The 22,828-nt window shown below is 72.2% G+C and carries 19 protein-coding genes; 11 read left to right on the forward strand and 8 right to left on the reverse strand.

Annotated features, from left to right (window positions below; translation table 11 throughout):
* The first annotated feature begins 400 nt into the window (after window positions 1-400).
* Window positions 401-2,188, forward strand: coding sequence for a methanol/ethanol family PQQ-dependent dehydrogenase (locus MKK82_RS27945; protein ID WP_238286122.1), 1,788 nt, complete (start codon window positions 401-403; stop codon window positions 2,186-2,188).
* Here the strand turns inward: MKK82_RS27945 and MKK82_RS27950 are convergent.
* The gene (locus tag MKK82_RS27950; protein WP_238286121.1) at window positions 2,142-3,071 is read right to left on the reverse strand and encodes a LysR substrate-binding domain-containing protein; all 930 of its coding nucleotides are present in this window, start codon (window positions 3,069-3,071) and stop codon (window positions 2,142-2,144) included. The genes MKK82_RS27945 and MKK82_RS27950 overlap by 47 nt on opposite strands.
* A 92-nt stretch (window positions 3,072-3,163) precedes the next feature.
* Here MKK82_RS27950 and MKK82_RS27955 point away from each other — a divergent pair, with 92 nt between their 5' ends.
* Window positions 3,164-4,033, forward strand: a complete 870-nt coding sequence (locus MKK82_RS27955; RefSeq protein ID WP_238286120.1) for an aldo/keto reductase family oxidoreductase — start codon at window positions 3,164-3,166, stop codon at window positions 4,031-4,033.
* Window positions 4,034-4,188: 155 nt separating this feature from the next.
* Here MKK82_RS27955 and MKK82_RS27960 read toward each other — a convergent pair whose 3' ends face one another.
* The 6 genes from MKK82_RS27960 to MKK82_RS27985 all read right to left on the reverse strand — a co-directional run bounded on the left by MKK82_RS27960 (window position 4,189) and on the right by MKK82_RS27985 (window position 10,912).
* Window positions 4,189-5,418 (reverse strand): ABC transporter substrate-binding protein, encoded by a 1,230-nt coding sequence (locus MKK82_RS27960; RefSeq protein ID WP_238286118.1) that lies wholly within the window; start codon window positions 5,416-5,418, stop codon window positions 4,189-4,191.
* A 184-nt stretch (window positions 5,419-5,602) separates the two neighbouring features.
* The gene (locus tag MKK82_RS27965; protein WP_238286117.1) at window positions 5,603-6,487 is read right to left on the reverse strand and encodes a 3-keto-5-aminohexanoate cleavage protein; all 885 of its coding nucleotides are present in this window, start codon (window positions 6,485-6,487) and stop codon (window positions 5,603-5,605) included.
* An 18-nt stretch (window positions 6,488-6,505) separates the two neighbouring features.
* Window positions 6,506-7,264: an SDR family NAD(P)-dependent oxidoreductase gene (locus MKK82_RS27970; protein ID WP_238286116.1), complete on the reverse strand. Its 759-nt coding sequence runs from the start codon at window positions 7,262-7,264 to the stop codon at window positions 6,506-6,508.
* Window positions 7,261-8,211, reverse strand: a complete 951-nt coding sequence (locus MKK82_RS27975; RefSeq protein ID WP_238286115.1) for a 3-hydroxyacyl-CoA dehydrogenase family protein — start codon at window positions 8,209-8,211, stop codon at window positions 7,261-7,263. The genes MKK82_RS27970 and MKK82_RS27975 overlap by 4 nt, the downstream gene beginning before the upstream one ends.
* A gap of 188 nt (window positions 8,212-8,399) precedes the next feature.
* Entirely contained in the window at window positions 8,400-9,425 is a 1,026-nt protein-coding gene (locus tag MKK82_RS27980; RefSeq protein ID WP_238286114.1) for a cyclase family protein, read from the reverse strand.
* 509 nt (window positions 9,426-9,934) lie between these two features.
* Window positions 9,935-10,912 carry a transporter gene (locus tag MKK82_RS27985; RefSeq protein ID WP_243987499.1) on the reverse strand — a complete coding sequence of 326 codons (978 nt, stop codon included), beginning with the start codon at window positions 10,910-10,912 and terminating at the stop codon, window positions 9,935-9,937.
* A gap of 320 nt (window positions 10,913-11,232) precedes the next feature.
* Here MKK82_RS27985 and MKK82_RS27990 point away from each other — a divergent pair, with 320 nt between their 5' ends.
* From MKK82_RS27990 to MKK82_RS28030, 9 genes are all read left to right on the forward strand, one after another.
* On the forward strand, window positions 11,233-12,492 hold the full coding sequence (locus tag MKK82_RS27990; protein ID WP_243987500.1) for an ABC transporter substrate-binding protein: 1,260 nt from the start codon (window positions 11,233-11,235) through the stop codon (window positions 12,490-12,492).
* Between the two features lie 19 nt (window positions 12,493-12,511).
* Entirely contained in the window at window positions 12,512-13,387 is an 876-nt protein-coding gene (locus MKK82_RS27995) for a branched-chain amino acid ABC transporter permease (protein ID WP_238286111.1), read from the forward strand.
* Window positions 13,388-13,523: 136 nt separating this feature from the next.
* Window positions 13,524-14,444, forward strand: a complete 921-nt coding sequence (locus MKK82_RS28000) for a branched-chain amino acid ABC transporter permease (RefSeq protein ID WP_238286110.1) — start codon at window positions 13,524-13,526, stop codon at window positions 14,442-14,444.
* Window positions 14,441-15,952: an ATP-binding cassette domain-containing protein gene (locus MKK82_RS28005; protein WP_238286108.1), complete on the forward strand. Its 1,512-nt coding sequence runs from the start codon at window positions 14,441-14,443 to the stop codon at window positions 15,950-15,952. The genes MKK82_RS28000 and MKK82_RS28005 overlap by 4 nt, the downstream gene beginning before the upstream one ends.
* 256 nt (window positions 15,953-16,208) lie before the next feature.
* Window positions 16,209-17,462, forward strand: coding sequence for an acyl-CoA dehydrogenase family protein (locus MKK82_RS28010; RefSeq protein ID WP_238286106.1), 1,254 nt, complete (start codon window positions 16,209-16,211; stop codon window positions 17,460-17,462).
* Window positions 17,459-18,517: a phosphotransferase family protein gene (locus MKK82_RS28015; RefSeq protein WP_238286103.1), complete on the forward strand. Its 1,059-nt coding sequence runs from the start codon at window positions 17,459-17,461 to the stop codon at window positions 18,515-18,517. The genes MKK82_RS28010 and MKK82_RS28015 overlap by 4 nt, the downstream gene beginning before the upstream one ends.
* Before the next feature lie 37 nt (window positions 18,518-18,554).
* Entirely contained in the window at window positions 18,555-19,337 is a 783-nt protein-coding gene (locus MKK82_RS28020) for an SDR family NAD(P)-dependent oxidoreductase (RefSeq protein ID WP_238286288.1), read from the forward strand.
* A 241-nt stretch (window positions 19,338-19,578) separates the two neighbouring features.
* Entirely contained in the window at window positions 19,579-20,349 is a 771-nt protein-coding gene (locus tag MKK82_RS28025; RefSeq protein ID WP_238286101.1) for an SDR family NAD(P)-dependent oxidoreductase, read from the forward strand.
* On the forward strand, window positions 20,346-22,118 hold the full coding sequence (locus MKK82_RS28030) for a class I adenylate-forming enzyme family protein (protein ID WP_238286099.1): 1,773 nt from the start codon (window positions 20,346-20,348) through the stop codon (window positions 22,116-22,118). The genes MKK82_RS28025 and MKK82_RS28030 overlap by 4 nt, the downstream gene beginning before the upstream one ends.
* On the opposite strand, the gene MKK82_RS28035 is transcribed toward MKK82_RS28030, so the two are convergent.
* Window positions 22,085-22,720: a hypothetical protein gene (locus MKK82_RS28035; protein ID WP_243987501.1), complete on the reverse strand. Its 636-nt coding sequence runs from the start codon at window positions 22,718-22,720 to the stop codon at window positions 22,085-22,087. The two genes, MKK82_RS28030 and MKK82_RS28035, sit on opposite strands and share 34 nt — an antisense overlap.
* Window positions 22,721-22,828: the final 108 nt, after the last annotated feature.

Here is a 22,828-nt window from a genome sequence, read left to right on the forward strand (position 1 = left end):
CGTCCATTCCCCCGTTTCGCGCGGAGTCTGGCTAAAAACCGCGGAGAAATCATCGTGTTTTTGTTGTGAGTCCGTACAAATCTGAACACATGCCCTCTTGGTGCAGATTTATGCGGCCATTAGTCCGTTTATATCGCTCATATAGTAAAATATAGCTTGCCTATATTGGTTTCGTTGAGAGCACGGCTTCGGATATGGAGGGCTTGAGCCGTCGAAAACGGCTCGGCCCCGCAACGCCGGCGGTGCGCCCGGTCCGGTACGCTCGGTCCAGTGCGCACTGGAACAGTCCTCCCTCCCCTGAGGTCGGGGGCGTCGGCCGCGCCGGCCGCGCCGGGATTTCGACGGCGGTCCGGTGTATGAGGCCGCGCCGACCGAGCCGGCCGGAAGAGGAAGCCCCAGGATGCGCGTCCCGACCCTCGCGGCTGTGCCGCTCGTCCTGCTGGCCGGCGCAGGCTTCGCGGCCGAAGGACCGGTCCTCCAGACCCTGGACTACGCCAACACCCGCTATTCCGACCTCGACCGGATCGACGCCGGCAATGTCGGGCGCCTCAAGGTCGCCTGGACCTTCTCCACCGGCGTGCTGCGCGGGCACGAGGGCGCGCCGATCGTGATCGGGCACCTCATGATCGTGCACACCCCCTTCCCCAACGTGGTCTATGCCCTCGACCTGGACCAGGGCGGGAAGATCCTGTGGCGCTACGCCCCGCGGCAGGACGCGGGCGTCATCGCCGTCATGTGCTGCGACACGGTCTCCCGCGGGCTCGCCTACGCGGACGGGCGGCTGTTCCTGCAGCAGGCCGACACCACGGTGGTGGCCCTCGATCCGGAGACCGGGCGGGTGCTGTGGTCGGTGAAGAACGGCGACCCGGGCCGGGGCGAGACCAACACCGCCACGGTCCTGCCGGTGCGCGGCAAGCTGATCGTCGGGCTGGCGGGGGGCGAGTACGGGGCGCGCTGCCACGTCACGGCCTACGATCAGGCCAGCGGGAAGCGCCTCTGGCGCGCCTACGCCACCGGGCCGGATGCCGACATGCTGGTCGATCCGGAGCGAACCACCGAGCTCGGGCGCCCGATCGGCCGGGATTCCTCCCTGAGGAGCTGGGAGGGCGACCAGTGGCGGACCGGCGGCGCCTGCAGCTGGGGCTGGTTCTCGTACGACCCGGACCTAAACCTCGTCTATTACGGGACCGGCAATCCCTCGACCTGGAACCCGAACCAGCGCCCCGGCGACAACCGCTGGGCGCAGGCGATCATCGCCCGCGACGCCGATACGGGGATCGCCCACTGGGTCTACCAGATGACGCCCCATGACCAGTGGGACTACGACGGCGTCAACGAGATGATCCTCACCGAGCAGGTGATCGGCGGCGGGCCCCGCAAGGTGCTGACCCATTTCGACCGCAACGGCTTCGGCTACACCCTGGACCGGGCCACCGGCGACCTGCTGGTGGCGGAGAAGTTCGACCCCACGGTCAACTGGGCCAGCCGGGTCGAGATGGATCCGGCCGCGCCGGGCTACGGCCGGCCAGTGGTCGACAGGCGCTACGCGCCGGGCGAGGCCGACGAGGACGAAGCCACGAAAAATATCTGTCCCGGGGCGCTGGGCGCCAAGAACCAGCAGCCGGCGGCCTACTCGCCGCTGACCCGGCTGTTCTACGTGCCGACCAACCACATGTGCATGGATTACGAGGCGTTCCGGGTCACCTACACGCCCGGCCAGCCCTATGTCGGCGCGACGCTCACCCTGCACCCGCCGGAGGGCACCGACCGGACCGGCGCGTTCATCGCCTGGGACGGCGCCAAGGGCCGGATCGCCTGGACGATCCCGGAGCCGTTCTCGGTCTGGTCGGGGGCGCTCGCCACGGCGGGCAACGTGGTCTTCTACGGCACGCTGGAGGGCTACCTGAAGGCGGTCGATGCCCGGGACGGGCGCGAGCTCTACCGGTTCAAGACGCCGTCCGGCATCGTCGGCAACGTCACCACCTACCTGCACGCCGGGAAGCAGTACGTGGCGGTGCTCTCCGGCGTCGGCGGCTGGGCCGGGATCGGTCTGGCGGCCGGGCTCACCGACCCGGCCGACGGTTCGGGGGCGGTGGGCGGCTACGCGGCCCTGTCGCAGTACACGGCGCCGGGCGGGCAGCTCACGGTGTTCGAAGTACCGGATCCGGCGCCGCCGGCCGCGCACTGACGAAGTCCACGAAGGCGCGCAGCGGCGCCGGCAGGAGCCGCCGGCCCGGATAGTAGAGGAACGGTCCGGAGAAGGCCTGCCACCAGGGCTTCAGCACCGGTTCCAGGGCGCCGCTGTCGAGAAGCGGCCGCAGCCAATCCTCGAACAGGTGGACGATCCCGGTTCCCGCGACCGCGGCCGCGACCGCGAGGTCGCTGGCGCCGACCCGCACGATCAGCGGCCCGGACGGATCCACCCGGACGATGTCGCCGTCGCGCTCGAACTCCCAGGGGGCCGTCAAGGCGCCGCTCGGGAACCGGCCGAGCAGGCAGGCATGGTCCAGAAGATCCCGCGGATGGTCCGGCCGGCCGCGCCGGTCGAGATAGGCCGGGGCGGCCGCGGTGGCGAAGCGCTGCCGCCGCGGGCCGATCGGCACGGCGATCATGTCGAGCTCCAGCCGCTCGTCGTAGCGGATGCCGGCGTCGCAGCCCGCCGCCAGAACGTCCACGAACCCGTCCTCAACCACCACCTCCAGGCGGATCTCCGGATAGGCCGCCAGGAAGGGCGGCACGAGCGCCGGCAGCACCAGCCGGGCGGCGCTCAGCGGCACGTTCAGCCGAAGCATCCCGGCCGGCCGGTCGCGGAAGCCGTTCACCACGTCGAGGGCGGACTCCACCTCGGCCAGCGCCGGCCCGAGCCGGTCCAGCAGGCGGGCGCCGGCCTCGGTGGGCGCGACGCTGCGGGTGGTGCGGTTCAGGAGGCGCACGCCCAGGCCCGCCTCCAGCCGGCGCACGGCCTCGCTGAGGCTCGACGCGCTCGCTCCGCCGGCGCGGGCGGCCTCGCGAAAGCCGCCGGCCCGCGCCACGGTGACGAAGGCGGTGAGGTCCGACAGATCCTGGGTCATCGTTCGAGAATCCGCACGGCCCGTGCCGATTGTCACGGCTTATCCGCGCAAACGGTGACGTCTACATCCGGGTCGCCAACAGGAGATTCGCCATGACCGATATCGCGCAGACCGGGACGTTCCAGCTCGGCGACCGGACCGTGAAACGGCTCGGTTACGGAGCCATGCAACTCGCCGGACCCGGCGTGTTCGGGCCGCCCAGGGACCGCGCCGCCGCCATCGCGGTGCTGCGCGAGGCCGTGGCGCAGGGCGTCGATCACATCGACACCAGCGATTTCTACGGACCGCACGTCACCAACCAGATCATCCGCGAGGCGCTGCATCCCTATCCGGACGACCTCGTGATCGTCACCAAGGTCGGCGCCAAGCGCGGGGCCGATGCCTCGTGGAACCCGGCCTTCTCGGCCGAGGAACTCACCCAGGCGGTCCACGACAACCTGCGCAACCTCGGCGTCGACGCCCTCGACGTGGTCAACCTGCGCCTGATGTTCGATGTCCACGGCCCCGCGGAGGGGTTGATCGAGGCGCCGCTCACGGTGCTGGCGGAGCTGCAGCGGAAGGGGCTGATCCGCCGGATCGGCCTGAGCAACGCCACGCCGCGCCAGGTGGCGGACGGGCGCCGGATCACCGAGATCGCCTGCGTGCAGAACCAGTACAACCTCGCCCACCGGGGCGACGACGCCTTCATCGACGATCTGGCGGCTGCCGGCATCGCCTACGTGCCGTTCTTCCCGCTGGGCGGGTTCAGCCCGCTCCAGTCGGACACCCTGTCGGAGGTGGCGGCCGGGCTCGGCGCGACGCCGATGCAGGTGGCGCTGGCGTGGCTGCTGCGCCGGTCGCCCAACATCCTGCTGATCCCCGGGACGTCCGCCCTCGGCCACCTGCGCGAGAACCTCGCGGCGGCGGACCTCGCGCTCCCGGACGCCGCGATGGCGGCGCTGGATCGGATCGGCGCGGCGTGAGGGACGAAGGTCCAAACCGCGCCCTCATCCTGAGGTGCGAGCGCAGCGAGCCTCGAAGGAGCCCTCCAGCCGGCCGCGATTCCTGAAGGTCTCCTTCGAGGCCTCCGCTGCGCGCCGGCACCTCAGGATGAGGTGACTGGGTGGGATGGGGGTGCCTACTTCGCCGTCATGCCGGCCAGCATGGGGCAGCCGCCCTCGCTCATCGGGCGGAACGCCTGCTCGGCCGGGATCGTCTCCAGCACCTTGTAGAGGTCCCACTCGCCCTTCGATTCGGACGGCGCCTTGGCCTCGAACAGGTACATCGGGTGGATCTTGCGTCCGTCCGGCCGGATCATGCCCTTGCCGAACAGGGGATCGTCGGTCGGCATCTCCTTCATCTTGGCGACCACGGCGGCGCCGTCCTTGGCCGAGTGCAGGGCCTCCACCGCCTTCAGGTAGTGCAGCGTGCTGGCGTAGACGCCCGCCTGGTACGAGGTCGGCTTCTTGCCGGGCATCCGCTTCTCGAAGCGCTCCGCGAAGGCGCGGGTGCCGTCGTTGAGGTCCCAGTAGAACGAGGCGGTGAAGGCCAGCCCCTGCGCCACATCCAGGCCCAGCGAGTGGATGTCGGTGATCGCGATGAGCAGGGCGGCGAGGGTCTGGCCGCCCTGGCGGACGCCGAACTCGTGCGCCTGCTTGATGGCGTTGGCCGCGTCCAGTCCGGCATCGGCGAGCCCGATCACCTGCGCGCCCGATCCTTGCGCCTGGAGCAGGAACGAGGAGAAGTCCGGGTTCGGGAACGGCGTGCGCACGCCGCCGACGACCGTGCCGCCGTTCTTCTCCACGACGGCCTTGGTGTCCCGCTCCAGGGCGAGGCCGAAGGCGTAGTCGGCGGTGATGAAGTACCAGCTCTTGCCGCCGCGCTTGAGGATCGCCTTGCCGGTGCCGTTGGCGAGCGCCGCGGTGTCGTAGGTCCAGTGCACCGTGTTGGGCGTGCAGGCCGGGCCGGTCAGGTCCGCGGTGCCGCCGCCCGAGTTGATGAAGGCCTTGTTCTTCTCCTTGGTGATCTGCGCGATGGCGAGCGCCACCGAGGAGGTCGGCACGTCGAACACCGCGTCGACGCCGTCGCGGTCGTACCATTGCCGGGTGACCGAGGCGCCGACATCGGGCTTGTTCTGGTGGTCGGCGGAGACGACCTCGACCTTCAGCCCGTGTTCCTCGGGCTTGAAATCCTCGACCGCCATGCGGGCGGCCACCACCGAGCCCTCGCCGGTGGAGTCGAAATAGACGCCGGAGCGGTCGTTCAGCACGCCGATCTTCACCGGCACGAGGTCGGCCGCCAGCGCCGCGCCGGCACCGAGCGCGCACAAGGTTCCCAGCAGCCGCGCGGTGAGGTGGCGGACCGTCATGTTTCTCTCCCTGCTGTTCTCGAACGCGGCAGCGTTGATCGCCGCTCGCGGTCTCGGAAGGCAGAGTATCCGCGGGGCATCGCGGCTGATACCGGCGCGGGTGAGGATGCGGGCGTTCCGTCAGGGGCGGGTTTTCCTGTCCCGCGCAGGGGATCGGGAGATGCGCGGCAGGCGCGCGGGCCACCTATCCCCGCGGCGCCAGCCCGAAGATCGCCCGCGCCTGATCGGGCGTGGCCGGTTCGCGATCGATGTGGGCCAGCAGGCTCACGGCCTTCTCCACCAGGGCGGCGTTGCTCGGCGCGAGCGTGCCGCGGGACAGGTACAGGTTGTCCTCCAGCCCGACCCGGACGTTGCCGCCCATGCCGGCCGCCACCGCGAGGATCGGGAACTCCGCCCGGCCGATGCCGAAGGCCGACCAGACCGCGTCCTCCGGCAGCCGGGCCCGCATCGCCACCAGGGCCTCCGGGGTCGCCGGCGCCCCCCAGGGGATGCCGAGGCAGATCTGGAACAGGGGCGGCCGCGCCAGGTGCCCCTCGGCGATCAGGTGCCGGGCCAGCTCGATCTGGCCGAGGTCAAACACCTCGATCTCCGGCTTCACCCCCGCGTCGCGGATGTGACCCGCCATCGCCCGCAGGTGGCCGGGGGTGTTGAGGAACAGGTGCTCGCCGAAATTCATCGTGGCGACGTCGAGGGTGCAGATCTCCGGGCGCAGCGCGCCGACATGCCGGGTGCGGGCCTCCGGATTCACGAAGGTCGTACCCGGGCCGGCGACCGCCGGGTCGGGGTCGCCCGGCACGAACCGGCCCCCCGCCCCGGTGGTCAGGTTGAGGATGACATCCGCGTTCCGCTCGCGGATCCGCTCCATCACCTCGCGGTAATGGGCGAGTTCCATGCTGGGCGCGGCGGTCTCGGGGTCGCGGACGTGGATGTGAACCACGGCCGCCCCGGCGGCGGCGGCCTCAAGGGCCGATTGCGCGATGGCCTGCGGGCTCACCGGCACCGCCGGGTTCTTCCGCGGCGTGTCGAAGGAGCCCGTGAGGGCGCAGGTGATGACGGTGGTGCTCGACATCCGTGTGTTCCCCAAGCGTCAGATCGCCCCGCCGTCGACCGTGATCGTCTCGCCGGTGATGTAGGCCGCCCCCGCGGCGAGGAAGAAGATCGTCTCGGCGATGTCCTCCGGCCGGGCCATGCGGCCCAGCATGGTGCGGCCCACGGTCGAGGCCTTGCGCTCCTCCGACCAGGGCTCGGTCCAGGGCGTTGCGACGAGGCCGGGCGCCACCGCGTTGACCCGCACGTCGGGCGCCAGCGCCCGGGCGAGGCTGCGGGTCAGGTTGATCAGCCCGGCCTTGCTGGCCGAGTAGGCCACCGACGAGCCGCGCCGGCCGAGCCCGGCCACCGAGGCGGTGTTGACGATGGCGCCCCGGCTCGCCTTCAGCGTCGGGGACGCGGCCCGGGCGCAGCGGAACGGCCCGAGGAGGTTCGTCGCCAGGATCGTGGCCCAGAACTCCTCGGTCATCGCGTCGAGGTCCTCGAAGGCGATGGGCGTCGTGGTGCCCGACGTGCCGGCGTTGTTGACCAGCACGTCGAGGCCGCCGAGCCGCTCGATCCCGGCCGCCACCATCGCCTCGGCGGCGCCGGGCGCCGACACGTCGCCGGGCAGCGCGACCACCGAGAGCCCCGCCCCGGCGAGCCGGGCGGCCTCGTCGGGGCCGCGGGCGTCCCCCGGCAGGTGGTTCAGCGCCACCGCGGCGCCGTTGCGGGCGAAGATCTCCACCGTCGCCAGCCCGATCCCCGACGAGGCCCCGGTGACGAGGATGCGCCGTCCCGACAGATCCGCCCCGATCATGTGCCCTCCATCCGGCCGATCCCGGCCATGGCCGCCTTGAGCGCCAGGAGCTTGCGGTCGCGCTCGCGGAACAGGTCCGCGGGTTCCCGGCCGCCCCAGTCGAAATAGCCCCTGCCCGCCATCACCCCGGTCCGGCCCTCGGCGCAGAGGGCGTCAAGGGTTTCGGAGCGGGTGCGCGGCGGCGGCGGCGCGTAGCTGCCGTTGGCCAAAGCCCGCTGCGTCAGCTCCAGCCCGGTGAAGTCGGCCTTGGCGAGGTGGCCGAGGATCGGGATGCGCAGGGAAAGCCCGTGGATGATCGCGTCGTCGATGTCCTTCGGCGCGGCGACGCCCTCGTCGAGGAGCCGGAACACCTCGGCGCTGATCGCCTGCTGGATGCGGTTGGCGACGTAGCCGGGGATGAAGCGCTTCAGCACGATCGGGACCTGGCCCAGGCCGCGCACGAGGTCGTCCATCGCGGCGACCACCGCCGGGTCCGTGCCGGGCCCCGGCACCACGTCGACGAGGTCGACGATGTAGGGCGGCGTGTACCAGTGCAGGATCAGCGCCCGCGCCTGCCGCGCTTCGGGGATCAGCGGGAAGACGTCGAGGTAGCTGGTGTTGCTGGCGAGGATCGCGTCGGCCGCGCAGAGCCGGTCGAGCTCCGTGAACAGCGCGCGCTTGGCCTCCGGGTTCTCGGTGATCGCCTCGATCACGAGGCCCGCGCCGGCCACCGCGGCGCCGAGCTCCGCCTCGACCCGGACGGCGCCGGCCAGCCGGTCGGCATCCCAGCCTTCGGGCGCGGCCCCCGCCGCCCGCAGGGTGGCGAGCGCCGAGGCCATGAGGGTCGGCACCCGGGCGCGGGTCTCGGGGCTTGTGTCGGTGATCCGCACGGCATGCCCGTGGAGCGCCAGCACCAGGGCGATGCCGTGCCCCATCAGCCCGCCGCCGACGATCGCGATCTCGCTCATGGCCCGCCCTCCGTTCGCCGGGCGGAGAAGCCCACCCACGTCCTCATCCTGCGGTGCCGCGCAGCAGCCTCGCCGGCGGCCCCCCGCCAGCCCGGCGGCTTCTGGAGCCCCCCTCCGACGCGTCCGCCGGGCGTCGGCACCTCAGGATGCGGGCGCCGATGGGACCGAACGGGCATGCTCCCCTTCCCTCACACCGTGGCGATCGGGGTCGTCGGCGAGCCGACCGCGCCCGGCAGGCGCAGGGGCGGAGCGGTGAGCAGGAAGCGGCTGCGGCCGTTGGCGCGCAGCCACTCGGCCAGCGGCGTCAGGTGCCAGAGCTCGCCGAGATTGACCCCGAGCTTGAACAGGCAGTGCTCGTGGAGCGGCAGCGTCGCGCAGCAGGCGGGGCCGGGTCCGGCCGGGTAGGCCTCCACCGCGTAGTTGTCGGCGATCAGCGCGCACAGGCCGGTGCGGGTGATCCAGTCCAGCAACCGTGGATCCCGGCCGTCCAGTCCCGCGCAGAGGTTGTGCACCCGCGTCGGGTCCGGCGCGCCGCCCATGGCGATCAGCCGCTCGGCGAAGCCCGTGTGCAGGCAGACCATGTCGCCGGGCTCGACCACGACGCCGTCGGCCTCCAGGATCCGGGCGAGCTGGTCGTAGCCGACCTTCACCTTGGCGTCGCCGAGATGGGCGCGCAGGTCGATCATCACGGCCCGGCCCTGCATGCCGGTCTCGGCCAGGCGCTCGATGCCGAGCCGCTTCGCCCGGGACGGCTGGTCGGCCGCCGCGGCGCTCTCCGGCCCGACGATGTCGTGCCCGCCCCGGAAGCCGTTGTAGAAGGTGGGGCCCGCCCCGGTGCCGTCCGCGTCGAAGAGCGAGCCGACATGGGCGAGGGAATCCCACTGCGTCGAGTATTGCAGGTGGATCAGCGCCCGGTCGTCGCAGATCACGTCGGTGGCGCCGTCGACCTCCTCGCAGACCGGGAAGTTCATGTTCGGCCGGCCGTTGGCGCGGCGGGTCGGGGTGATCTGCGGCGGGTGGCGGCGCGGATTGAGGACGTTGCCGCCCGGCAGGTCCAGCGGCAGGCTGAGGCAGAAGGTGAGCCCTTCGCGCACCTCGGCCACGCCCTGCCGCACCTTCTCGGGGGTCAGCAGGTTCAGGCGCCCGCGCTCGTCGTCGGGCCCGAAATCCCCCCAGGTCGAGCCCTCGGGCCGCCGGGTCCAGCGCAGGCTCATGGGGTCCGTCCCCGGCGGGGCCGGGGGCCGCGGCCCGGGATGGTCCCGGGCGCGGCCATGCGTGCGTTCCTCACCTGTCCGCGCCCTTCTGCGAGGCCGTCCGGTCCGCGCGTCGCGGATCTGCCGGGAACCTAGGCCCGCGGGGCCGGGCTCGATAGTCCCGATGCGGACAGGGCGGCCCGCGTGAAACCCGCGGCGGATCTCGGGGCCGAGCCCGGTCGGGCCGCATCCCGGTGCGCGACAGCGCCCCGATGCACGGTGATCGGGTGATCCTGTCCGACCCATGATGATGAAGGGCCCGCTTCAGCGGGCGTCGAAGGAGTCATCCAGGGATCGCCGCGCCATCCGGAGCGCCCCTTCGAGGCCGGCGCTCCGCGCCGCCACCCCCGGATGAGGGAAGGGCTGGAGGATCGCCACCGGCCGCCTCGGTCCCGTGTACCGTGGCGCCGCACCCGGGCTCGGATCCGGGTCCCGGGCGCCGAACCGGAGCCCGCCTCGGCGGAGAGCGCCTAGTCCTTGCGGAGCAGCGGCTCGGGTGCCGCCGCCGCGCTCGCCACCGGGAAGGGCACGATCACCCGAAACCAGCCCCGGGTCTCCTCGTTGTGCTGGCGCTGCCCGGCGGCGTTGAGGGTGTCGCGCGCGACGATCTCGCGCGTCACGAAGGTCTGCAGGATCACGCGCCCGAAATCGTAGCCGACGAGGCCGCCGGCCGCGATGTACCCGTCCCGCTGGAAGCGGCTGAACAGGCGGTCGCGGCGGTTCACCGGCAGGTCGGTGTAGCCGTACGCCACGGCGCCGATCTCGAACTTCCCGAACTTCTTGGTGGCGGTGAGATCGAGGTTGATCTGGTCGGCCACCGGGATCGGCCCGATCGCCGTCCCGACGGTGCCGCCGAACCGGCCATGCGCGTCGAAGGGACGGTTGTAGGTGAGGATGGCCGAGAGGTTGAGGCTGCCGTCGCCCACGTAGGTGGCGGCGACGCGCTGGGTCAGCGTCGCCGACGCGGATTGCGGCAGCAGCGGCGTGCCCCGGAGGCCGAGCCCGAGCGAGCCGCGGTCGCCGTACGGCAGGTAGGCGCCCGCGATGTACGACACGCCGAGGCCGCCGCCGAGGTTCCACGCGAAGATGTTGCCGAGGAACGGCGTGTAGAAGGTGCTGACGTCCCGGTTGGGGACCGGGGCGGGGAAGTGGGTGTTGATGAACACCGACGGGAACGCGACCACCGGCTCGACGCGCGCACCAAGAATCTTGAGTGGCGACGCGTAGATCAGGAACAGGATGTTGACGCCCACCTCGGCGGCGTCGCGGCGGTCGGCCCGTCCCCAGCTGAACGTGTCGAAGGCGTAGAATCCCTCCGGCAGCGGCAGGCCCGGCGCGAGGCCGACCTGCTCTCCGGGCTGGGTCACGGCGGCGGCGTGCGCCTGGCCGGTCACGGCCAGGAACGGGGCGGTCAGCGCCAGTGCGGCGGTCGTTGTACGTCTGAGCATGGCGCCCCTCCCGTCCGATGCTGCGCGGCGCCCTGCGGCCGGGCTCGGTCGGGAACGGACGCGACACCATCTGGCTGTGCCGAAGCTGGGCTCCGATGCGGACGGGGCGCTCGCGCGGGCCCGGAGCCGCCGGCGGTTGCCGGAAACGCGGTGCGGGTTGCCGGGGCGCAACAATCCCGGCGGCGGAAATCGCGCAGCCAACGACTCGCCGGAAACGTCACCCGCCCCGGACCGGCCGGCCCTTGTGATCCGTCGAGCCCCGGCTACAGTCCCCCCAAGCCTGCGAATAAAGAATGCGGGCACGACGAGAGGAAACGCCGATGTCCGAGCCCGCGCGCGCAGCCTCCCGGCGCGTCCCGATCCGGCGCATGCTGCCCGCACTGCTGGCGACGGCTTCCCTGCTCGCGGGGCCGGCGCACGCCGCCGACCCGATCAAGATCGGCGTGATCGCCGAGGCGCAGTCCGTGGCCGGGGCCTCGATCCCGCAGGCCGTGCAGCTCGCCGCCGACGAGATCAACGCCCAGGGCGGCATCGACGGGCGCCAGATCCAGGTCGTCACCTACGACGACAAGTCCTCCGCCTCCGACGCGGTCCGGGCCTTCCAGCGGGCGGTCTCCGAGGACAAGGTCAACTTCGTCATCGCCAGCTACATCTCGGAGGTCGTGCTGGCGCTGATGCCCTGGGCGGCCCGGCTCAAGACGCCGATGATCACGCCGGGCGCGGCCTCGAACGAGATCAGCGTCGCGGTCCACAAGGATTACGCGCGCAACAAGTACACCTTCCACGGCTACCTGACCTCGCACGCCCTGGCGCAGGCGGTCTGCGACTCGGCCAAGGAGGTGCTGGTCGAGAAGCTCAAGGCCAAGACGGCGGCGATCATGAGCGAGGACGCGGCCTGGACCCGGCCGCTCGACGCCGCCTACCAGGAATGTCTGCCGAAATCCGGGCTCAAGGTGGTGGAGCACGTCCGCTTCTCGCCGGACACGGGCGACTTCACGCCGATCTACAACAAGATCGAGGCGGCCAAGCCGGACCTGATCGTCACCGGCATCGCCCATGTCGGCGTGCAGCCGACCGTTCAGTGGCAGAACCAGCAGGTCCCGATCGCCATGACCGGCATCAGCGGCCAGGCGACCTCCTCGACCTTCTGGGCCAACACCAACGGCGGCACGCAGGGCGTGCTGTTCGACAGCGTGGCGCTGCCGGGCGTGGCGCTCACCGAGAAGACGATCCCCTTCGCCGAGGCCTTCACCAAGCGCTTCGGCGGGGCGCCGTCCTACGCGGGGTACATGGCGTACGACGCCACGTACTACACCGCGGAGGCGATCCGGCGGGCGGGCTCCACGGAGGCCGACAAGCTCGTCGATGCCCTGGAGAAGACCGACTACGTCGGCACGGTCGGGCATCTCAAGTTCTACGGCAAGGACGACCCGTTCACCCACTCGATCCAGTACGGGCCCGGCCTGATGACCAGCGTCCTCGGGCAGTGGCAGAACGGCAAGCAGGTGGCGATCTGGCCGGCGGCGACCGCCAACGGGGCCATGATCCTGCCCCCTGCGGTGAAGGCGGTGGTGCAGTAGGCCGGGGCGGGAGAGCGCGGTGATCGGCCTCCAGATCCTCGTCGATGGCTTCGCCATCTCGGCCCTCTACGCGCTCGGCGCGATGGGCTTCACCCTGATCTTCGGCGTCTCGGGCGTCCTCAACCTGACCCACGGCGCCCTGATGGTCATGGCCGCGGTGGCGGCCTGGGCGGCCTCCGCGCTGTTCGGGCTCGGCTCCTACGCGGGCGCGGCGATCGGCATCCTCTGCGGGCTCGCGGGCGCCCTCGTCACCTACTTCGCGGTGGTCGCGCCGATCGAGCGCAGCCGGGCGATCCCGCGGGAGGAGAAGGAGATCTTCGTCCTCACCGGCACCCTGCTCTGGGGGATCATGATCCAGGAGCTGGTGGCCTACTTCTTCACCGACAATCCCAAGACCGTGCTGCCGATCGTCGAGGGCGTGGTCGAGATCGCCGGGGTGCGCACGCCCAAGAACGAGCTGTTCACCGCGGTGATCTGCTGGGTGGTGATCGCCCTGCTCTGGCTGTTCGTGAACCGGGCGCGGGCCGGCAAGGTCCTGCTCGCCGCCTCCATGAACCCGCGCGGCGTGACGCTGCTCGGCCACGACATGGGCAAGATCTACGTGGCGGTCTGGGCGATCTACGGCCTGCTCGCCGGCATCGCCGGGGTGCTGCTCGGGATGTTCCTCGGGGTGTCGTCGTATTCCGTGGGGCCCCTCACGGCGAGCGCCTTCTCGATCGTGGTGCTGGGGGGGCTGGGCAGCGTCACCGGCTCGCTGATCGCCGCCTACGTGGTCGGCTACCTCGAGACCGCCACCGCCTACCTGGTCTCGCCGGCCTACCGGGTGATCCCGGCCCTGCTGCTGCTGGTCGCCGTCATGTACCTGCGCCCGCAGGGCCTGCTGGGGCGACGGTGATGTGCGGGTCCGGCATCCCCGTGTCCGCCGGTCGCGCGACGAGCCCCCTCTCCCGCCCGGGAGCGCGGACCCGCCCCTTGTCCGTACCGCTTCGGGCACTCGGAATCGTAATGGTCGACCCTGGTCTGGCTCATCCATGAAGCTCCTCACCACCCCCGGCTTCTGGATCGCGATCCTCGCCGTCCTGGCCGCCGCCACCCTGCCCTGGTGGGTGTCCGGCTACATCCTCGGCCTCCTGACCATCGCCTACTATTTCGGCGTGTTCTCGATGGCCTGGGACCTGCTCTTCGGCTTCGCCGGCGAGGTGAATTTCGGCCCGACCTTCCTGATCGGGCTCGGGGCCTACGGCGCCGGCATCCTCAACAACCGCTACGAGCTGCCGATCCCCTACTGCCTGGCGGTCGGGACGGTGCTCGCCGTGGTCGGCGGCCTCGCCCTGGCGCTGCCGGCCCTGAAGGTCCGCGGCCCCTATTTCGGGCTGATCACCCTGGTGGCGGTCCTGCTCCTGCAGAACATGATCGTGGTCTTCTCCGGCCTCACCGGCGGCGAGATCGGCCTGACCGTGCCGGACGTCATCTCCATCGACGCCGACACCAACTACTGGCTGGCGCTGGGCTTCATGGCGGTCTCCGGCCTGATCCTCACGGCCATCGCCCGCTCCCCCGCGGGGCTGATCCTCCAGGCCGCCGGCCAGGATCCGGTGGTGACCGGGGCGCTCGGCTTCAACGTCGCCAAGCACAAGCTCGCGGCCTTCGCGATTAGCGCCGCCTTCTCGGGCCTCGCGGGCGGGCTGGTGGTCTTCTACATGGGCACCGCCTCGGTCGGCACGCTGATCAACACGTCGGTGGGCGTGCAGGTGATCATCGCGGCGGTGCTCGGCGGCCGGCGCACCATCGTGGGCGCGGCGCTCGGCGCCGTGTTCCTGATCGCGGCGGGCGAGCTGCTGCGCCCGCTCGGCGGCCTGTCGACCTTCGTGGTCTCGGCGGTGGCGCTCCTCGTGATCCTGTTCGTGCCTTCGGGGCTGCTCGGCCTCGCCTCCCTCAGGAGCGCCCGATGACCGTCGCCGTGAGGCCCACGCCCGCGCTGGCCGCAGCGCCGGTCGCGGCCGAGCCCTGCCTGACCGTGCGCGGCCTGACCAAGCGCTACGGCGGCCTCGTCGCCGTCAAGGACATCGACCTCGACCTGCGGCCCGGGGAGATCCTCGGCCTGATCGGCCCGAACGGGTCGGGCAAGTCCACCGTGATGAAGCTGATCATGGGGCTGGAGCGCCCCAGCGCCGGCTCGATCCGCCTCGACGGCACCGAGATCGGCGGGATGCCGGCTCACCGGGTGGCGCGCTCCGGGATCGGCCTCGTGTTCCAGCACGCCCGCCCGCTCCAGCGGCAGACCGTGCTGGAGAATATCAGCCTCGCGCTCCTGCCCGACAGCCTGATCCGATTGGCCGCGGATCCGCACGTGGCGCGGCGCGCCAAGGAAATCGCCGAGCGCGTCGGCCTCGGCGCCGTCGTCGACCGGCGCCCCGGCACCCTGCCCTTCGCGGATCTGCGCCGTCTGGAGCTCGCCAAGGCCATCGCCCGCGATCCCCGGGTGGTGCTGGTGGACGAGCCCTTCGCCGGGCTGACCGGCGGCGAGGTCTCGGCCTTCTCCGAGCTGATCCAGGGGTTTCGCGACGAGGGCAAGGCCGTGCTCCTCGTCGATCACAACGTGAAGAGCGTCGCGGCCATCGTGGATCGGGTCTTCGCCATGTATCTCGGCGAGCGGATCGCCGAGGGCTCGGCCGAATCCGTGATGGCCGACCCCACCGTGCGCCGGGTCTATCTCGGCGGCAGCATCGAGACGGCGGCCCGGCCCGAGGCGGCGTTCAAACCCGATTCGCTGCTCACCGTCGAGAATGTCGACGTGCTCTACGGCAAGGCGCAGGCCCTGCGCAGCGCCGCGATCCACGTCCACGAGGGCGAGTTCGTCTCGGTGGTGGGTCTGAACGGCGCCGGCAAGACGACGCTGTTCAACGCCATCTCGGGCCTCGTCCCGCATACCGGTACGATCCGGTTCGACGGTCAGGATCTCTCCCGGATGAAGCCCGCCGCCATCGCGCGCGCCGGCATCGTCCAGGTGCCCGAGACCCGCGAGCTGTTCGGCGACCTCAGCGTGCGCGAGAACCTCGACCTCGGCGGCCAGCATTTCCCGAAGGCCGAGAGCGCCAAGCAGCGCGACTGGCTCTACGAGCTGTTCCCGATCCTGAAGGCCCGCGAGGGCCAGACCGCCCGCACCCTGTCGGGGGGCGAGCAGCAGATGCTGACCATCGCCCGGGCGCTGATGATGCGCCCCCGCCTCCTGATCCTCGACGAGCCGACGCTCGGCCTCGCCCCGGTGATCCTGGAACTGCTGTCGAAAGCCCTGGAGAAGCTGCGCCAGACGACGCCCATCACGGTGCTGCTCGGCGAGCAGAACGTCACCTTCGCGCTCCCGCACGCCGACCGGGTCTACGTGCTGGAACAGGCGCGGATCGTCTGGGAGGGACCGCCGCAGCGCTTCGCCAGCGAGATGGGATCGGCCTATCTGTGAGGGCCGGATGATTCCGGTCCGTCGCGGCTTGCGCGTGCAGGTCGGGACGGCGCGCGGGTTCCCTCTCCCGGGCGGGAGGGGGGACAGGGTGAGCGACCGGGCCTTTCCGGACCGCGCGCAGCCCGCAGCCCAACCCCCTCCCGCGCGGGCGTGGGGGGCCGTTGCGCCGCGGCGCGGGGCCGTCGGAAGGTGGGTCACCGGCTCGTGCAAGCTTGGCGCGCTCGCCCGGCAGACAATACCCTAGGGAGCGGACGCCGTGGACTTCAACCTCTCCCAGTCCCAGACCCACTGGCTCGGGCGCGTGCGCGCCTTCATCGCCGACGCGATCGTGCCGGCGGCCGCCGCGGTGGCGGCGGAGCGCGCCGCGAGCCGTGCGCCCGCCCCCACGATGGAGCGCCTCAAGGAGAGGGCCCGGGCCGAGGGCCTGTGGAACCTGTTCCTGCCGCCCTCCCCCGGGCACGACACGGATGCGTATCGCGGCGCCGGCCTGACCAACCTCGACTACGCCCTCTGCGCCGAGGCGATGGGCCGGGTCGGGATCGCCTCGGAATGCTTCAACTGCGCGGCGCCCGACACCGGCAACATGGAGGTGCTGCACCGCTACGGCACCGCAGCCCAGAAGGACCGGTGGCTGAAGCCCCTGATGGCGGGCGAGATCCGCTCGGCCTTCCTGATGACCGAGCCGGAGGTCGCCTCCTCGGACGCCACCAACATCGCCACGTCGATCCGCCGGGACGGCGACCACTACGTCATCGACGGCCGCAAGTGGTGGTCGACCGGCGTCGGCGATCCGCGCTGCCGGATCGCGATCCTGATGGGCAAGACCGACCCCGAGGCGCCGCGGCACAAGCAGCAATCGCAGATCCTGGTACCCATGGACACGGCCGGCGTGCGGGTGGAGCGGCTGCTCCCGGTCTTCGGCTACGAGGACGCCCCCAAGGGCCACGGCGAGGTGGTGCTGGAGAACGTCCGCGTGCCCGCCGAGAACCTGATCCTCGGCGAGGGGCGCGGCTTCGAGATCGCGCAGGGGCGGCTGGGGCCCGGCCGCATCCACCATTGCATGCGCACGATCGGGGCCGCCGAGGTGGCGCTGGAGGCCATGGCGCGCCGGCTCGTGTCCCGGGTCGCCTTCGGCAAGCGGATCTCCGAGCAGTCGGTCTGGGAGCAGCGAGTCGCGGAGGCGCGGATCGACATCGAGATGACCCGCCTCCTCTGCCTGAAGGCGGCCGACATGATGGACAAGGTCGGCGCCAAGGGCGCCAAGCTCGAGATCGCCATGATCAAGGTCGCGGCGCCCCGGGTGGCGCTGAAGGTCATCGACGACGCCATCCAGGCCCATGGCGGGGCCGGCGTGTCGGAGGATTTCGGGCTCGCCAGGATGTACGCCCATATCCGCACCCTGCGGCTCGCCGACGGGCCCGACGAGGTCCACAACCGCTCGATCGCCCGGCTGGAATTCGGGCGCTACACCAATGCCCGTCCGGGCGCCGAGGAGCCGGAGCGCGCATGAGCGACGCCGATGTCTTCTCGGGCGTGAAGCCGGTCGAGCCGCGCCACCGGATCGACGAGGCGCGGCTCTCCGCCTGGATGACGGAGCACGTGCGCGGCTTCTCGGGCCCGCTCACCGTGCAGCAGTTCCGCGGCGGCCAGTCGAACCCGACCTACCGGCTCGACACCCCCGCCCAGGCCTACGTGCTGCGCCGGAAGCCCTTCGGCCCGCTCCTGCCCTCCGCCCACGCGGTGGAGCGCGAGTTCCGGGTGATCGGCGCCCTCTACGGCGAGGGCTTTCCGGTGCCCCGCCCCTTCGCGCTCTGCGAGGATCCGGACGTCATCGGCGCGGCCTTCTACGTGATGGAGGCGGTGGGCGGCGCCGTGCACTGGGACGGGGCGCTGCCGGGCCTCGACCCCCATGTCCGCCACCGGCACTACGCCGGCATGATCGCCACGCTGGCGCGCCTCCACGCGATCGATCCGGAGGCGGCCGGGCTCGCCGATTACGGCCGGCCCGGCAACTACTTCGCCCGGCAGGTCGACCGCTGGACCCGCCAGTACCGCGCCGCCGAGGACGGGCGCCTGGAGGATGTCGAGCGGCTGATCGCGTGGCTGCCCCGCACCGTGCCCGAGCAGCAGGGCGCCTGCGTGGTCCACGGCGACTACCGCCTCGACAACCTGATCTTCTCCCGCGACGGCGGCGTCAGCGCGGTCCTCGACTGGGAATTGTCGACGCTCGGCGATCCGCTGGCCGATTTCAGCTACCTGCTGATGCAGTGGGAACTGCCCGCCGACGGGCGCAGCGGGCTGCGCGGCCTCGACCTGCAGGCGCTCGGCATCCCCACCCGGGACGAGGCGGTGGCGCTCTACTGCCGGGCGGCGGACCGGACGAGCCTGCCCGACCTCGACTGGTACTTCGCCTACAACCTGTTCCGGCTGGTCGGCATCCTCCAGGGTGTGGCCGCCCGCGCCAAGGCCGGCAACGCCGCGAGCGAGCACGCCTCCGCCATGGCGGCGCGGGTGCCGAAACTCGCCGCCGCGGCCTGGGGCTTCGCCGAGCGGGCGGGGGCCTGACGTGGATCGCGGCGTGGACCTCGGCGTGGATCCCGGCATGGATCTCGCCGGCCGCGTCGTCGCCGTCACGGGGGCCGCACGGGGGATCGGCCGGGCGCTCGCGGTCGCGGCCAAGGCCCGCGGCGCGACGATCGTAGCCCTCGACCAGGACGCGGCCGGGGTGGAGGCCGTGGCGGCCGGGCTCGGCGGCCAGGCCTTCGCGCTCGACGTGGGCGACGCCGCGGCGGTCGTCGCAATCCTGGCGCGGATCGAGGCCGAGATCGGCCCGGTCGCCCTCTATTGCTCCAACGCCGGCATCCTGGAGCGCGATCCCGATCCGGATCTCGCCACCTCCGCCGATCCGGAGAGCTGGGCGCGGTCCTGGGCGGTGAACGTGATGGGCCATGTCCACGCGGCGCGGGTTCTGGTCCCGCTCTGGCGCCAACGGGGCGGGGGCGCGTTCCTGGGCACCGTCTCGGCGGCCGGGCTACTCAGCCAGATCGGCAGCGCCACCTACTCGGCCACCAAGCACGCGGCGCTGGCCTTCCTGGAGCATCTCGCCATCGCGCATGCCGAGGACGGCATCCGGGTCGCCGCCCTGTGCCCGCAGGGCGTCGACACCGCCATGCTGGGGGCGGCCAGCGCGGCCGCCCGCGACGGCGTGCTGCCGCCCGGGGCCGTGGCCGAGGCCGCCCTCGACGGGCTGGCATCGGGGCGCTTCCTGATCCTGCCGCACCCGCAGGTGGCGGCGTATGCCCGCCGCCGGGCCGGGGATCCCGAGCGCTGGCTCGCCGGCATGGCGCGCCTGCGCCGGGCGATGCGGGCGGAGCCGGACTCGTGAGGATGGGCGGCTTCGGGCGATCCGGTCGGCCGTTTCGTGGGGCGCGGGTCCCCTCTCCCGTGGGGGAGCGGGACAGCGTGGGGGATCGGGTCTGTCCGGGCGGCGCGCACCCCGCACGCCAACCCTCGCCCGGACGGGAGCGGGGGTGCGTCGCGACCCTGACCGGCCGACGCGCACCGATCGAAGGTCTTGGAATGAGGGTGGAGGCCCTGCGCCGCACCATCCGGAGCAGAGCTGTGCCATGTCCCTGTTCGATCTGACCGGCAAGGTCGCGCTGATCACCGGCTCCTCCCGCGGCATCGGGCGGGCGATCGCCCTGCGGATGGCCGAGCACGGCGCCCGGGTGGTGATCTCCTCGCGCAAGCGCGAGGCCTGCGCGGCGGTCGTGGCCGAGATCGAGGCCGCGCACGGGGCCGGCCGGGCCGTGGCGATCCCGGCGAGCATCTCGGTGAAGGCAGAGCTGGAGGAGCTCGTCGCCGAGACCGAGAACCGGCTCGGTCCCGTGGACGTCCTGGTCTGCAACGCCGCGAGCAATCCCTATTACGGGCCGCTCGCCGAGATCTCGGACGCCCAGTTCCGGAAGATCCTGGACAACAACGTCCTGTCGAACCACTGGCTGATCCAGAAGGTCGCCCCCGGCATGATCGCGCGGCGGGACGGCGCGATCGTCATCGTCTCCTCGATCGGGGCGCTGAAGGGTTCGCCGGTGATCGGCGCCTACAACGTCTCGAAGGCCGCCGACCTCCAGCTCGCCCGCAACTACGCGGTGGAGTACGGTCCGGCCAACGTGCGCGTGAACTGCCTCTGCCCGGGGCTGATCCGCACCGATTTCGCCCGCGCCCTGTGGGAGGATCCCGAGATGCTGGCCGCCACCACGGACGCCGCGCCTCTGCGCCGGATCGGCGAGCCCGACGAGATCGCCGGCGCGGCCGTGTTCCTGGCCTCCCCGGCCGGCCGGTTCGTCACCGGACAGGCCCTCGTCGTCGACGGCGGCGTGACCATCGCCCGATGAGCGCCGATTCCCGCATCCCCGCCGGCTGGCCGGCCCTGCCCTTCCGCGACGCGGAGGCGCGGCTCACCGCCCCGGGCTCGCACTTCGAGATCGCGACCACGCCGATCCGCGGCGTGCCGACCCGGATCTGGGTGAAGGCCCCGCCGACCCTGCGCGACCTGTTCCGGATCGCCCAGGGCCACGGGGACAGGACCTTCGTGGTCTACCGCGACGAGCGCGTCACCTTCACGGGCTTTTCCCGCGCGGCGACCGCGCTGGCGCGGGCGCTCACGGCCGCCGGGATCGAGAAGGGCGACCGCGTCGCCATCGCGATGCGCAACCTGCCCGAATGGCCGGTGAGCTATTTCGGCGCGCTCCTCGCCGGGGCGATCGCGACGCCGCTCAACGCGTGGTGGACCGGGCCCGAACTCGCCTACGGGCTCCGGCATTCCGGGGCGCGGGTGCTGATCGCCGACGGCGAGCGCTTCACCCGGATCGCTCCGCACCTCGGCGAATGCCCGGCCCTGCAGCGGGTCCTCACCACCCGGATGGAGCCCGATCCCCGGGCGACCCCGCTCTCCGACCTCGTCGGCCCGCCGGCCGACTGGGCCGGTCTGCCCGACGCGCCCCCGCCCGACATCGCCCTCGGTCCGGAGGACGACGCGACCCTGTTCTACACCTCGGGCACCACCGGCCAGCCGAAGGGCGCGGTCGGTACCCACCGGGCGGCCGCCACCACCGTCATGGCCTATCCCTACTCGGCGGCCCGCACATACCTCCGCCGGGGCGAGAGCCCGCCGAAGCCCGATCCGTCCGCGCCGCAGCGGGTCGCGCTGCTGGTGATCCCCCTGTTCCACGTCACCGGCTGCCACGCGAGCCTGGGCGCCGCGCTCTACGGCGGACACAGGCTGGTGATGATGCATCGCTGGGACGCGAGCGCGGCCCTCGACCTGATCGAGGCGGAGGGCTGCACCAGCGCGGGCGGCGTGCCGACCATCGCGTGGCAGCTCGCCACGGCGGCCCGGGAGGCCGGGCGGCCGCTGCCGAGTCTCGACGCGATCACGTACGGCGGCGCGCCCGCGGCCGGCGACCTCGTCCGGACCCTGGGCGCGGTTCTGCCGCGGGTCGTCCCCGGCACCGGCTGGGGCATGACCGAGACCTCGGCGACCTTCACCCATCACCAGGGCGAGGATTACCTCGCCCACCCCGATTCCTGCGGGCCGCCCCTGCCGGTCTGCGAGGTGCGGATCGTCGATCCCCTCGGGGAGGCGCTGCCGCCCGGCGCGGTCGGCGAACTCTGCGTGAAGGGCCCCAACGTGGTCCGCGGCTACTGGAACGACCCGGACGCCACCGCGGACGTCTTCTCCGAGGGCTGGCTGCGCACCGGCGACCTCGCCCGCGCCGACGCGGAGGGGTTCCTGACCATCGTCGACCGGATCAAGGACATGCTGATCCGCGGCGGCGAGAACATCTATTGCTGCGAGGTCGAGAACGCCCTCTACGCCCATCCGGACGTGATCGACGCCGTGGTGCTGCCGGTCCCCCATCCGACGCTGGGCGAGGAGCCCGGCGCCATCGTGGTGCTGGCGGAGGGGGCGGCGACCAGCCCGGAGGCGATCCGCGCCTTCGCGGCCGAGCGGCTCGCAGCCTTCAAGGTCCCGGTGCGGATCGTGGTCTGGGACGGGCTCCTGCCCCGCAACCCGGCCGGGAAGGTCCTGCGTGCGTCCCTGCGGTCGATCTTCGCGGAACCGTCCGATCAGTACGGCTCGCCCCCGTCGTCGGGGCGGTAGACCCGCAGGGTCCGGCCATCGGGGAACTGCACCGTCCGGCGGCGCACCACGAGGTAGCCGGCGGCCTGCGCGCTGCTCAGGCGGTCGAGGCGCTCGTCGGTGTAGCCGGGCATGTAGCCGGGCATGTAGCCGGAGCCCGGGCCGTACCCGTAGGCGCGGTAGCGCGCGTAGGCCTCCGCGGGCGGGCGCGGCGGAGCGGCGGCGACGAATTGCGGGTCCCGGATCGCGCGGACGGACGCGGCGGCGCGGGCCGGGCGCGCCGTCGCGGCCAACCGCTTGGTCGCCCGCGCGGACGTCGGCGGGGATTTGTGCGCGGCCTGCCGCACCGGCGCACGGCGCGCCGCCCTGCGCTCCGCGGGGGCCGGCTGGGCGGTCCGGGAGATGGCGGCGGGCGTAGGTGCGGACGTGGCTGCGGACTTGGCTGCGGCAGGGGTCGTGGCGGCCGCAGCCGGGGCGTTCCGGTCGGCGGGGGGCTTGCCGGCGGCCGGCTTGTGGGTCGGCGGATCCGTCCAGGTCGTCCCCTGCGCGGGCTCGGCGGAGGCGCCTCCGAGACCGAGGATCAGCATGAGGGCTGCGAGATTCGTTCGCGCACCGTGCGGCATGGTGCCCTCCTGAGGTCGCGGCGCATCTGTCAGGTCCGCGGGGCGACGCAACAATAGATCGAACGGCGACGGAGGGGAATCGCGCCGCTCGATTTACCGGGGGCCATT

The sequence above is a fragment of the Methylobacterium sp. E-046 genome, from assembly GCF_022829625.1.
GTDB lineage: Bacteria > Pseudomonadota > Alphaproteobacteria > Rhizobiales > Beijerinckiaceae > Methylobacterium > Methylobacterium longum.